The 13,723-nt window shown below is 39.9% G+C and carries 8 protein-coding genes; 7 read left to right on the top strand and 1 reads right to left on the bottom strand.

Annotated elements, in window-relative coordinates; translation table 11 throughout:
• Position 1: 1 nt before the first annotated feature.
• Both R7P74_RS18100 and R7P74_RS18095 read left to right on the top strand, forming a co-directional pair.
• Positions 2-1,321, top strand: coding sequence for a toprim domain-containing protein (locus tag R7P74_RS18100; protein ID WP_025634149.1), 1,320 nt, complete (start codon positions 2-4; stop codon positions 1,319-1,321).
• A gap of 2 nt (positions 1,322-1,323) precedes the next feature.
• Positions 1,324-2,631, top strand: a complete 1,308-nt coding sequence (locus R7P74_RS18095) for a hypothetical protein (protein WP_025634150.1) — start codon at positions 1,324-1,326, stop codon at positions 2,629-2,631.
• Positions 2,632-2,721: 90 nt separating this feature from the next.
• On the opposite strand, the gene R7P74_RS18090 is transcribed toward R7P74_RS18095, so the two are convergent.
• Positions 2,722-3,228 carry a hypothetical protein gene (locus R7P74_RS18090; RefSeq protein WP_025634152.1) on the bottom strand — a complete coding sequence of 169 codons (507 nt, stop codon included), beginning with the start codon at positions 3,226-3,228 and terminating at the stop codon, positions 2,722-2,724.
• A gap of 72 nt (positions 3,229-3,300) precedes the next feature.
• Here R7P74_RS18090 and R7P74_RS18085 point away from each other — a divergent pair, with 72 nt between their 5' ends.
• From R7P74_RS18085 to R7P74_RS18065, 5 genes are read left to right on the top strand one after another with little or no spacing between them, the layout of a single operon-like run.
• On the top strand, positions 3,301-3,930 hold the full coding sequence (locus R7P74_RS18085; RefSeq protein ID WP_025634154.1) for a hypothetical protein: 630 nt from the start codon (positions 3,301-3,303) through the stop codon (positions 3,928-3,930).
• The gene (locus tag R7P74_RS18080; RefSeq protein WP_025634155.1) at positions 3,927-4,952 is read left to right on the top strand and encodes a hypothetical protein; all 1,026 of its coding nucleotides are present in this window, start codon (positions 3,927-3,929) and stop codon (positions 4,950-4,952) included. The genes R7P74_RS18085 and R7P74_RS18080 overlap by 4 nt, the downstream gene beginning before the upstream one ends.
• Positions 4,942-6,063: a hypothetical protein gene (locus R7P74_RS18075; protein ID WP_025634156.1), complete on the top strand. Its 1,122-nt coding sequence runs from the start codon at positions 4,942-4,944 to the stop codon at positions 6,061-6,063. The genes R7P74_RS18080 and R7P74_RS18075 overlap by 11 nt, the downstream gene beginning before the upstream one ends.
• A 2-nt stretch (positions 6,064-6,065) precedes the next feature.
• Positions 6,066-7,550: a hypothetical protein gene (locus tag R7P74_RS18070; RefSeq protein ID WP_025634158.1), complete on the top strand. Its 1,485-nt coding sequence runs from the start codon at positions 6,066-6,068 to the stop codon at positions 7,548-7,550.
• An 8-nt stretch (positions 7,551-7,558) separates the two neighbouring features.
• On the top strand, positions 7,559-13,723 hold the full coding sequence (locus R7P74_RS18065) for a hypothetical protein (protein ID WP_077202327.1): 6,165 nt from the start codon (positions 7,559-7,561) through the stop codon (positions 13,721-13,723).

Genomic DNA, 13,723 nt, shown 5'->3' with positions numbered 1-13,723 from the left:
TGTGAATTTAATACTTGTTGAAAGCAGCCTTAAATCGAAGCAAGTTAACTTGGCTCTAGGTGCACTAGGTATTCAAGAAGAGTTTACTTGCGGATTTACTATGGGGAGAGTTTTCGATTTTAAGGTCGGAGACCCTTCTCTAAAGTGGTCCCCAAGGAACTCTGACGTATACCAGTATCTGTCTACTCAAATTCAACGCTCAGACAATGTTATCGCTATGACAGATGCTGACGAACAAGGAGAGTACATCGCCTACCAATTGCAAACCATAGCAAATCAATATGGTCGTTCACTTGTGAAAGCCGATCTGAGTGAGTTATCACCTTTAGGCATAAAAACAGCACTGAGTAAGGTTAGGCCAATAAACCTAGACGTTGTAGCACAAGCACATACAGAACGACTATTAAATCTTAAAGTAGCCAATTATGGTATTAATCAGGGTATTGGACCAACGAGTATTCATAAGTTAATGGTTGCAAGCCATTTAATGGATACACCTACTCTTAATGTAGCTACATTCTTAGATGATGAAAGTTCCGTTAAAGCCCTAACTTACAACACTTCCCTAAAGTCAGCCGAGTCTGAATTAGTTGAAGTTCCAACGAAACCGCCATCAACCTTAAACATCTACCAGAACGTAGCAATACACTACGATACGCCTGTCTGTGATATCGCAAATAATCTTCAAGACTTATATCAATCTGGAAAGCTTTCATACGGGCGTGTGACCGAGAATTATTGGTATCCAAGTGCAGAGAACTCCGTAGAAGATACCCTAAGCGAGCTTTGTGTAGCTATAGACATGGAAAGATTTGCGGCATTAACAGAAAGAAACCAAGCCCACTCAGCTATTTATGTCGTTGATCATCGTTCCGTGTACAGCAAACATTCAGAAGTAGAAATGGTAACTGAATTTACAAAAAGTGCTTTGGGCTTGAGCGATAAAAAGACGTATCTAGCTGATGCTGGTGGACCTATTTTGTCAACTGAAGAACTAGTTCAGCCTGGTTTAAAACGCAGCTCCCCAGATATCCAGATCTTACAAAGCTTAAATGAACTTGGCCTATATAAGCCTTCTACCAGCCCAACTCTTTGTAGTTCCCTTAGCTCAGCTTTTTACATTAACTCACAACTGAACAAAGAAGCTCTAAAGTTTCAGTTTTCTATCACTAAGCGTCTTTTCCCTTCTCTCTTAGAACATATAGAGATGCGTCAAAATCCAATCACCCAACGAGTAAACCATAAAGTAGATGGGACGGAACTAACTATCACTAACAACATGGCCAACACCTTGTTTGATAATTTAACGATGAGTAGGTAATCATGATCAAATTCCATAAAAAGAAAGGTTTAGCACTATCATTAATGGCCTTAGCCAGTTTCTACGCTTTTGCTGAGTATAAAACTGATAAAGCACCTATAAAGAGTAATCCAACAAGTGAGGTTTATGTAAGTGGCTCGAGTACTTTGCCAATTGAACAACTCGTTGAAGAAAAAATGAGTGTAACCACATACAAAATAATTAAAATCATGGAAGACACTAACCTTTATGCCGCCTTCACAAACAAAGGGACATTCATTGTTGATAGCGATGTTAACTTTGCAATTAAGGGGAAAATGATTGATCTGTCCAATGGCGATAACATCCTTGGTCGTATATTCGGCGCACATAAGGATGAGATACAGTCAATAATCACCAAAGAGAAGGCAATAGTTGCTTTCACAGATAGCAGTCATAAAGCTTCAGTCAAATTGAGCGACACCAAGCCCAAGCCTCAACCAATTCCAGCTGAACCTTCTGAACATAACACCAACTTAAACAGCTCTCATGAAGAAAAGATAAACGAGATTTTACGTAAATCTCCAGGAGTTCAGGCGTTAATCAAAAGAAAGTTGGCCATGGAAGCGAAACAAGAACAGCTTGAGCATCAAGAAAGTTCTGATTCTAGCAAACAACAACCCGTAACTCAGTCATCTATTCCAAGCGTAAGCTCCGAAAAAACATCTAACACAATCATGGATGAATTAAAGAACATCGAGCCTCATATGCGTCAAAAGTTAGGACCTACATACGCTCCGATGCTTCTTCCAGCAATAGATGATGATAGCTTTATTGTTTATGAAAATGATGCAGATGTCCCTTATAAGGGAACTTTGACAGTTGCTACCGATTTTAGTTGTCCAGTATGTAAACAGCTACATACTCTAATTCCTTCTTTAAATGCTGAGGGTGTAAAGGTACGTTACATGCCTTATCCTAGAAAACGGATTATTGATTACCCATTCGAGAATAACTTTACAGTCGATCAGTATATATATCGTACTCACCAAGAGCCCCTTAATAGCTTTGGTGAGTTAGTGCTTAATGGATACTGCTCTGATGATAATAAAGCCGCATACAATGAACTCTTTTCTACTAAGAGCTTAAGAAACTTTCCAAGTAACATTTCGAAGAGTTGTGAAACTAAAATGAGGGAATTCAAGATTTTGGGCGATTTAATGTTCGCAGGTGGAACTCCCTACCTAGTTTGGGGAGACGAAGACACTCCAGCAAGTGAAAGGGGTTATATTCGCGGAGTTATGAGAAGTGATAGAACAATTTTCGATCTACTAAAACGAAAGGAAAGTTAGTAACTAGATAATAACTTTAGAGATCATCCCAAACCCTGAAACTTTATTTGGCCCATCTTGGGCCAAATTTTTATTCAATATAATAAAAGTCTAATCTATGGGAGTTACTACTATTGCATCCGCATCGTCAGACTCATGATTACCGTCATATGGCACTAGAGTAATTAGAGAGGCAGATTCTAACTTGTTACCAACGCTTGCTGTAACAGGTAGGCACATATGAAGTTGACGATTCTCACTCTTTGTCATGTTATGAACCCCTCTGCGAGATCGTTCAGAAACAATCACCTCCGTTTCGACTTCATAATGCAATTGCAATTCGTGACTACTTGATAAAGAGAGTGGTGTTGGTTCTACTTTGAACCCGGTAAACTCAATTTTCTTTACAGCATCCCAAACTTCACCTAGTGGCCAACCTAAATAGTGGTTGTGTTTTGAATCAATAGAATAAGCAATCATAGAAGACATACTCCTTGAAAGTCCTATTCTACCTTCCGACACTTCTTTAATTTCTAGGCTGAAGATAGAGTATAGCTCTATGTCTGCTCGCCCACTAACTGCAGCAATCCAGGCTGCATTTCCCTCATAGTCACCCATTTGACACCATTGTTTTTAATTGATGAATGTCTTATATTATACAACTATTACCCCCCGCGCAACGAGGCAAACATGAGGTTAGAAGATAGCCTACAAGACCATGTTTTTGATTCAATTAGTAGGTCATTAGGTCTAACTATCAATGAAAAGCAACACCTTCAATTTGCAGTTAACTGGAACACGAATGAGTTGATGCTTTCGTCTTACATGGCTGCTAATGCTCTTAACGGAACATCTACGTTTGACTGCCAGCTGCCTATTGTTTCTATTGATGAAGATGGGGATATAACATCGCTCGAACTCCCCCATGAAATTGATTGGAGCAAGCCAAAGCAACAGTCCCTTCTATCCATAATAGAGATGCACGGTATTCGTCTTGATAAAAGCGAACCTAGTGAAAACTTTAAGACATGGCTAAGGGTTGCACAGCTGAATGAACTACATAGTGTTATTAAGCGATCTGTTGAACACCATCGTAGCAGCAATTCACCGAATGCCCATCAGATTCCGTTGTTATTAGATAGAACAGACTATCTCTTCGAACCTTCGTCAGGTTTGGCCGTACCTAACACGCAATCAATGCTAAGTAATCGTGTTGAAAACCAGATAATCAACCAGACAACCTACAAGCACAATCTAATTCCAGATAACGAAATAGTGGTTAACCCAGCATTAGACATTTCTATTGGGGTGGAAAGATGAAGAAATTCTTTACAATTGGGGTGGCTATAGTTGCATTCATTCCGTACACAAGCCATGCATTCTTAGCTTGGACGATTGTAGATCCAGCCAAAACAGGTCAAAAAGCTAGTCAAACAGCCACTGATGGTATGACAGCAGCTGAAAGAGCGCTGACTAAGTCTCAAGAAATGGCAAACGAGATCAATAACGCGATTAAATCATTCCAAAACGACGACAACCTCAAAGCTTTCCATACAGCTACTGTATCAGGTAGTCACTCTGAAACGCACAATTTGCTAATGCAATCAAAGATGGAAGTTACACCAGGCCTTTGTGAATTTGTTGAGAGGGCGTATGTAGCTAATTTTGATGAACAAGGCTGTCTATTCTTTGATGATGATGGCCTAACTAGTTCACTAGTAATTGAGGGGGAGAAGGTACTTCCTGGAAAACTAGCCGAAGAAACCTTTGATAACCTTAAGTCCAGCATATCTCATAGAGCTCCTATTGGCGCACCTAACCTTCACGAAGAATACACAATCCTTCTAAATGACACCTTTGGGCAAGCAGTATTGAGTGAGTTATCGCACGAAGACCGTTTAGCTATGGATCAGTTAGTTGGTCTATTAACAACTCAAAATCAATCTACGATCCCTCACCCAAAAGACATGAAAGGTTCTGACGATGAACTCAGATTAACTAGAAAACTGAATAGATACCTTCGAAGTGACTTAGCGATTGCCACTATGAAATCGAGTTATATAAAACGCTCCCAATTGAGCGATATGAACTCTATTCAGTCAGATATATGGCAAGGCAGAACGGAAGAGCTTAGCGATATGAAATCCTTAGGAATGCCTGTAGAGACAGTTAATGGGCTGTCTCCTAGGCCGACCAGCGAAAGTGTTGCTCGGATGGATGCAATTCAATCAGCACGATTAGCAAGATACCTTTTGGCCTACTACGAATCACTACTTACAAGAGAAGCCAACCTTGCTCTTAAGACTCAAATTTTAGCGGAGTTAGCAGAAAATGGACTATAACAAACACTCAATAACAGACCTTATTAACAGCATCCCGCTAGAGTCTATTAGGCTTGAAACACCTGACTTTGAATTCGCAAGCCAAGGACAGAGCTTAAGCACCTCTTCTGTAGCTCCCAATTTACCAGAAACTATCAACTTCACTCCAATATCAGAAATAACACCTGACACACCAATAAAACGGTATTCATTTTCACCTACCGTTAACATTGAAAGTACTGGTATCGATGCTGGTGGTATTACAAATGTAGCTGCGAGCTTAAAAAATTCAGCTATTGAGCACTCCGTAGGAAAAGGATCACCTTCAACTGAAGAGCATGTATTGAAGCATACTGAACCTGCTGAGGAAAAGCATATAAAAACAAAAGAAGAACCCCCAGAACAAAAAACTGCATCCCCAGACCAACCAGCAACTATTGAACGTAATGTTGAGAATGAAAACGTTCCTAAACAGGATGAAGAGAAACCAAATAATAGAAAAAAAACTACCCCACCAAGTAAGGAAAACGGAAGGGAGCAGGATAGTGTACAAAATAAAGAAAACAAGAAGGTCGACCAGTACAACCAAAACATAAATACAAATAGGAACTCTTATGGCCTATTTAACCTCAACCATAACGGCTCCAAAGCTCAAGGTGGGCCTTCTTTCTTAACAAACTCCTACAACAAATTAAAAGGAGAACAGCCAGGGTTGAAACAAATCAACAGTGTCATTGATAGGTCAAGAGATCTTCAACAGTCCTACCTGGACCTAAAAGGACTGATTGCAGAAGGAGCACCAGCTTCAACACTTAAAAAAGCTGAGAAAAACTTCGAGAAGATAGCTAGTGACCTAAATAAAAGTGTTTCAAAAGTTCAAAAGGGATTGGACAACCTTGGTCCTAATGCGATTGACCAACTAGGCAAAGCCGTAGGCCAAGACAAGCTATCCCAATGTAAAAAATCACTTGAAACTGCAACTAAATTACTTTCTGGAGAAAACGTTCAGGAAGTAGGTATGCAGACTAGCAAGATTGTCCAGAAAGCTGCGGAAAACATGCACAAAACTGTTGAAAACATTACAAATACAATTAACACAACCATCAACATGCTTGGGTTAGGAAGAGGTTAACGATGAGCAATTTTATTGAGTTAATGGAAAGTGAAAACGTACCAACAAACTTTAAATTTCTTCTAGGATTCCATCAAGAGACCAGCAAGCTTTCGCACTTCGGAATCGCAAAGCACATTGGTTTACTAGATCAATACATTGAAGATAGCGTTGACTTAGGTTTGCTTAACAATATGACGCTTGAAGAACTATGCATTCAGTTTCCTCACCTAAATATGAGTAAAGAAAAGTTATCTATCTTGAAATCAGGAGTACCTTACTTCAATGGCTTGTATCAACTAGAAATAAACAAAGAAGCCTACAAGTATAAGGACCTCTATGACTATTGCACTGATGGTAAATCAATTGTTCTGAACCTAAACAATAAACCCATAATATTTTTGCCTAGCGAAAATGATTACTATCAACTACAGCTCGATATTAGTAGCAAAAACCACTCTAACGAAATCGTTTTTTGGCTTGATTGCGCTGGCTTATTACCTACAACAGCCACCGAATCATCGGCTCCCGGTACAGGGATCGCCATACAAGAACAAGTCATGGCAAATAACTACTATATAGCCATAGCACCTGAAAGTGAGATTGTTCGTAACCTTTCTAGGATAGACTCCAGTGTATTCTCGAAAGTTAATGAAAAGCTATATGAAGACCAATTACCACATCAGGCCGAAGGGTGTATTGAATTTCTTTCTTTTGCGGAAAAGCACCTGATACACAAGATCCACTTCAATATTATAGATAGCTCTATCAATAGAGTCGTCTGTCTAAATCAAATGGTTACTGAATCTTTTGATTGGACTTCTCTAGGTATGTATCAGGGGTTAAAGCTATTTTTGCAAGAATCCGGCATACCTACCAAAGCTTTAAATGAAACCCCGTATTCAGGTTTCACGGTTATAGAAATGCTTACATCAGAACATACTGATGAAAGCTTTGAATGCGGCATTAAAATAAACTCAATCCCTATCCCTGGCGGCTATACCCTAATTTTGGACATGATGTACACATCTGAGTTTGAGATAGAGACAAATCAGACAAGCACTCCTGAAATTCAAGAGGGAATTGTTCAGTTAAGCTTCGGGAGTATTAAACAAGATCCACTTGGTGGAATGATCAATAGCGTACGAGAGCATTTGAATGAAGAAAATGGAGATACATTTCTAGCGTATGAAGATTCATTTCCTATCTACTTAACAGATCTTGTTCACACAAACCTCTCAGGTGATATCAATAGTTTACTCTCACAGTACGCTTCTTCAGGTATGCAGTTCCTAATAATTGGAGAAATCTCTAGCGAATTCATTGCCAATACTGCACTGATTGCAGCACAAAATGGCTTTATGGTGTTCGGATGGGTTTATTCGGCCACAGAGTCAGGCGCACTAAAAAAATTCACGTATAAACAATCTATTTATAGACAAAGCGAACCTCATGCACTTGGGCAACTCGTTAGACCTATCCAAATTGAACATGAAACTAGCGAGTAGGGGGAACTATGAATCACAATACACCTAGTAACATTGTAGAAAGACTAGAAGCAAGTCTCCGAGGCACGGTCTATGCCACTAAAAAAGACCGTAACAAAACTATTTTGAGAGATTATGGACATCCATTCGGACGCTCCAAGAACTCAATGGGTGCTAGTTTAAAGCTTTCCGATTACGTGAATGGAAAGTCAAAAAGTCTCAATGAAACTTATTCGAGGGAATTTGCAGAAGTTCATTGGGCTAAAGCCGCTGCATTGGCCATCCATCTAACATCTGGATTTGAAGTCTATTCAAAAAATGGTATTTCTGAATTCTTTGAAGAGCGTAAAAAGCTCGGAAAAATTGCAAGTGAGCTCAGGGCTACCGGAGACGATGTATATAAAAATCCTGAGTATGTGGCCGCTAAAAACAAAGCATATGAAGCATGGCAACGTAGGTTTAGTCCAGAACACAACTCAGCATCAATCTTAGATAAAACTCACAAAGCTCAAGATTCACTTTTAAGTGAGTTCTCTAGCCAAGCAGTTAAACTTGGGTACATAGATCATTCTTCACTTTTTAGATTAGAGAAGCTAGTTAGAGAAAACATAAAGTCTCTAAATAACGGGGTTCATGAAAATGAACTAGCTAATCCTGCTCAAATGTATCAACACAAAGCTGAACTTTATGAGCTAATGTTGAGCGAAACGTATCAAGCAGACACTAAATCACTGCAGCTTCTTGGTAAAAATATGTTTCAAGAGCACTTAAGTGAGATACAAAGTTACGCAGATAGTCAAAAGTACACAAGCTCTAGTGGTAAGCGCGTTGATTTTGACATTGACCTAAACTCATACGCTGACTCTCCAACTATTGGTGAAAATGGTGCAAAAGTCGGAGGTATCGCTAAGGAATTCCACCACAAAGGCGGTAAAAAGTCAGAATGGTCGGTTGCAGCTGGGATTAGGGTTTTTTACAACGACAAAAATCCGAGTGACATAACGCCAACGGTCTCACTTGCCGTCGGTATTTCGCTTATAGGTCGAGACTCTACATTTATCAGTTTTAAACCTGACTTCAAAGGCTGGTGCGAACGTCTACCTTGTGCCCCTTTGGGTAACGAGGCAAACCTAACAGCTGAGCAAGCTCGTCTTGCTCACGAAACTCGTCAAAAAGAACTAGCGGATAAAATAGCTGCCTCCGCAAAAGAAGCAGAGCTTAAGCATCAACAGAAGATGCAAGAGATAGCTGAAGCTAACGCTAAACGTGAGATCGAGGTTAAAACCTTAATTGATGCCAATTTCGAAAAACCAGAACTCACTAAAGATTCCGTAAAAGGCACTTATATCCAAAAAAAACATTTGGAGGCCTTACTAAACTATCCAGAACTCCATGGTCTGATGAGACTAACATCTTTATACGACCAACCAGCGGTTAGCATTCAAATGGGCCCTAATGTGGAGGAGACTAGAGGGTTACAGTTCTTAGCCCATAATGGCTCTCCCTGGAACAAAGAAAATCCCACTAACAAAATGTTTGAAGTCATGAATGACGACATGAAAAACAATTTTGTTCAACTCGGCAATATTACACCTAAGACAACGATCATAACGAGTGAAGGCTTTGCTAATGGAGGGTCTTTGTTTATCGCCGCTAAGGAACGTGGTTTAGATGTTGCTGTTGTTTGTGCGATGTTTGCTAATAATATCTCTCACGCAATAAAGCGGTACAGCCAGGACTACCCTAACAACCCCCTATTAAACGCCTCAGATAATGACTGTTTTTTAAAAGCCCCTACGAGTGAACACTCGATTAGAGCTCTTAATTTGAATACAGGCGCGAAGGTCGCTCTTCAAGCTTACGACGAATTTGGGGTAAAAAGCTTTAGCGTTGATTGGGAAAAGTTAGATGTACTTCCAGAAGCCACTGCAATTAAGGCTACAGACTACAATAATTTATTCGATATTTTTGAATATGATAAAGCTATAGAAGTTATGGGAGACCAGTTAGAGCTGGTAATAAGCAACAATACTACACCATCAAAAGAGTATGTCGCTCCCAGGAAATTTCTGGATGCAGAAAGAGATAAATTCACTGATATCTTTGATGCATATGGCATCGATGGGACCCTACTAACCACTAGCTTTCCCGTTGGAATGCAATTCGAAACTCCAAAAGCAGTATCCGTAGAACAAGAGCGAATAGATCACCGAGTCTCTGAGCTACCTGTTCAAGAAGCTAACGTAGCTCCTAATGAACATAATATAGAACGAATAGTGTCATATTCGCTACAACGTCACATCGACGGAGATTGGCAAACTATTGAGAAAGCAGACACCGCTAAAGAAATTTTAATAAACCTAGAAATTGAAAAGGGACACGCAGTTCAGATAGCTTATGAGAAGTTTTCTCAAGCTGAAAAAAACCTTGATAGTGCTTACACCAAAGCTCTCGAATATGTTGGTTCAACATACAGATGCTTTGACGAGGAATCAAAAGTACCTTTTACTTCCGCAGATACATACAACGATATTAGGGATATTCAATTGGCCCATGATGTCGTTTTGCTTGTTGAGAATGAAACGGGAACATTTGCTAGACCAATAAGAGTTTCTGAAGATGGTGAGCTTGTTATCGGAGGTAGCAAAGGGCTGAAACAACCGAGATACAACAGCAGAGCAGACCTTGCACAAGACATCAACGCTGTAGTCGAATCAATATATTTTAGTAACAATAATTATCAGTGGCTTACTGATCAAAACTTTGTATTACGAGATATTGATGCAGATGGTAAGCCAGACAGAACTACTTCAAGGACATTTGAGGAAGAATTCGGCCTCAGCGTATCGGAAGTAATGTCTACATTAGTGGACCCAAGGTCGATACAAGCAAAGCTCGAAAACTCAAATCAGACAATCAAAATAAATTGTACGACGACAAACGAACTTGAACCAGTAACTGAATTAGAAATTGACAGTAATGAAGTTGCTTATGAGCTTGACAGAATCAGCTCTCAACCAAACATTATTGATATCGATACATCTGCTTTTTCTAGTGCAGATCAAAACTTCTATATCGAACCCGCTGAGCGGCAGTCAAAACCTTACACAGTTAAATCATTTGCACCTAATGGAGCTGTAAACGGTAACTATGAGTTCGATTCATTGGCTCTTGCAGAGAATAAAATTGACGCATTGAATGGCACTAAATTCACCATACCTACAACCGTTTACTATATTTCAAAGCATGGTGAAACGCCTATATCAACAACAATCGACCCTGTGGATTTACCGCTATTGCAGCCAAAAGCACCACTGCAAGAGGAACCTGGTCAACTTTCTCGAGAACTAGAAACCTGCTTAGTACAAATTGATTCAACAGATTGGGGGACGTACGAACTCCCAATATCAAATGATACCCCGATAATGTTGAACCAAGAGGGTAGCTGGGTTAATGCATCAACTGGAGAGCCGACAAAGACTCTTAGCTTAATTGAGCTATACAACATCGAAAACGCCCATACAGAAGGTTTAGATAACGATAATGAATTAACCTTAGATAGTACCAACTTCGCAGAGCTTGCTGCCGATGGTGGCTTCGATATTGATTTCAGAGAACAATATACAGGCTTGGACCATGATCTTATTGAAACCACACATGAAATAGAACCCATTGTCGATGATTTCAACTTTGATATTGACACATTAGCTAACCTTGACATGAATGAACTGGAACCTGAAATAGAGGGAGCCCAGTTAGAACAGCTCAAAGAAAATATAGTTGATGCTATTGACCTAGAAACAGACAACGAGCCTGTAAACCACGAGCAAGAACTGACTAACCCTGACGCTTGGTCCGATGAACTCACTCACGGCAATCATAACCTGGAAGAGAGCATTGAGGTTGAGGCAGAAACGGATAGCCCAGAATTACTCGATAATGCAGATGACTGGTTGGATGAATTATCTGAACTTGACGCCCCATCGTTTAAACCCTCAACAATCGACCCATTAGAGAGCGATATGCCTGATTTTTCAGGTATGGAAGACGTTGAATGGGGTCTTGATGATTTCGGCATAGATGAGGAAGAGCAAACCATTAGTGTTGCTGGCTCAGAACATGTTGAAAACCAGGGCACAATAGATTTGTTTGAGTTAGCTGACCAAGAAGTGGAAGTCCAATCCGTATCTAACGAACAGCCATCATCTGTAAGTCAAGCAGAAAGACACAGTATAGATACGACAATCAATGACGTAAGTATTGAATTGGGTCAAGTTGACCCCAAGTCCGATGGACTGGATCTTAAGCATCAGAAAACTACAGGGGTAGGCGAGCGTTCCTTGGCTGAGCAATCTATGGAGAAGATTGATAGAACGACAGATGTGCTTGTCAACTCTACAACAAGACCACCAAACAGCGATGAACAAGTAATAAAAACTAATACTGGGGCAAAATCATTAAGTCAGCTAGTGTTAGATGAACTAAATGCTACAAGTATTAACTTTAGTGACCAGTTCACACCAAAAGATACTTTTGTTGGAATTTCAAGCTTTACGACGGTAGGTGCCTGGGCCGATAGTTCGAAATATTGGAAATCAACAACCACTGTAGAAGCCTCTACTTTGAATGTTAGAAGTGAAATCGATTTACCTTTAGTAGACGTAGAAGCTCCAGATGTTAATGTGCCAACAACAGAACAATTAACGTCTATATTCGATAAATCTAAGCAGAAAGCTTGGAATGAACAACGAGCCGCAAACTCAATCCAGGCGCAAGTCGAAATGTTTGAGGAAATTGCGCTTTCTGAGAACCAAAACTTTAATGCGAACCTAGATGTTGCACCAGACCTTGATGGTACTTCCTCTTCCTATAACCCTAATAGTGAACAGACATCCTCAGATGCGATACCGTCAAAAGACACAACAAGCCCTGACATAGAAAATACAGCTCCTGCAAACGAGATAAAGGATGAATCCAGAAATGGACAACACCAAAGTGAGATAGAAAAGGAACTTTTAAAAGTACTTCAGTCACTCAAATCCTCAGATAAGGAGAGTGTGGCCCATCTTACTGGACTACTTACAAACATAGCTGAGAGTGCAGCCAAAAATGCCATAGACGTCCATGACGTTAAAAGTAGAATTGAGACACCACATAAAGTAGAAGTGACTAACCAATCAGAGGAGCCTATCCAGGTTGTAACCAAAACATTCTCGGAGACAACAAAGGTCAATATTAATGACTTCGACTTCGATGATAATCCTGATGTAAAAGCTTATGTGAAACTTGCTAATGAACTTGTAGGCGACAAAGGACAGTCAGCTATACAAAAGAAAGCAGCCTTCCTATACGCATCAAAGACATCTCCAGAATCAGATACCAAAGAGCTAACTCAAAAAGCACTTGAAGTATTGGTATCAATAAAAAAACCTGAAGACAACTTAGCTAAACAAGAATATGCATCTAAAGCTAGTGAAATAGGCAATTGGTTGGCGACTGAAGCTAGAGTGGGGATGATGATCGAATCTACACGCAATGAGCAAGGCTACGTGACGAAATTTTCTGCTCTTGATAAAAAGCTACACGCAAAGGTACATGAATATCTTACCACGCCTTCAAGCCCAATTAAGGGCGCTAATGACCCTATATACTTTAGTCGAATTTGTCTAAAGGACGCTATTGAAAAACGTCAAATACCTGAGGATACGCTTAGGCAAGCTCTTTTCGGCATATGGAATAGCCCTGTGGGTAATACAGGTGAACTATCTAAATACTACAACAAAGTTGCTACCAGACTGCACGAAACTGGAGTAAGGAAGGTAGTTAACGATCTTAAAGAGAAAGGTATTATTGAGAATGACCCTAGTAGTAGACAAAATCTACTGTATGAAGACCCACTAGATGGGACACAAAAGTCCTTAAAGATTTCAAGTTTAAAATCTGCAGCAGCTGGTTTGGTAGCAGAACGTGAAATACAAGCTGCAAAAGAAATGCCTCGAACAGCGAAGAAGAATCAACGTGAGCCATACAGCTACTTCGTAGCTAAAGCATTTGAGAATCTAACTGAAATTAGTACTCCTTTAAAAACGGAGATTGATTTAGATAAGCCATGGAGAGCAACATTGCGAAGAGGTGATGGTTCGCGTTCTGATATGAACTCCAAAGAGCAAGAAACTATGGAGATTACAAGATAA

It is taken from the genome of Vibrio sp. 2033, from assembly GCF_033339735.1.
The sequence above is the reverse complement of the archived record's forward strand: the minus strand, read 5'-3'. Positions and strand labels throughout refer to the sequence as shown.

What these genes read in the sequence shown, in the direction of transcription:
- R7P74_RS18095 (WP_025634150.1), top strand. Translation starts at nt 1,324, where the DNA reads ATGATCAAATTCCATAAAAAGAAAGGTTTAGCACTATCATTAATGGCC.
- R7P74_RS18075 (WP_025634156.1), top strand. Translation starts at nt 4,942, where the DNA reads ATGGACTATAACAAACACTCAATAACAGACCTTATTAACAGCATCCCG.
- R7P74_RS18080 (WP_025634155.1), top strand. Translation starts at nt 3,927, where the DNA reads ATGAAGAAATTCTTTACAATTGGGGTGGCTATAGTTGCATTCATTCCG.
- R7P74_RS18070 (WP_025634158.1), top strand. Translation starts at nt 6,066, where the DNA reads ATGAGCAATTTTATTGAGTTAATGGAAAGTGAAAACGTACCAACAAAC.
- R7P74_RS18065 (WP_077202327.1), top strand. Translation starts at nt 7,559, where the DNA reads ATGAATCACAATACACCTAGTAACATTGTAGAAAGACTAGAAGCAAGT.
- R7P74_RS18090 (WP_025634152.1), bottom strand. Translation starts at nt 3,228, where the DNA reads ATGGGTGACTATGAGGGAAATGCAGCCTGGATTGCTGCAGTTAGTGGG.
- R7P74_RS18085 (WP_025634154.1), top strand. Translation starts at nt 3,301, where the DNA reads ATGAGGTTAGAAGATAGCCTACAAGACCATGTTTTTGATTCAATTAGT.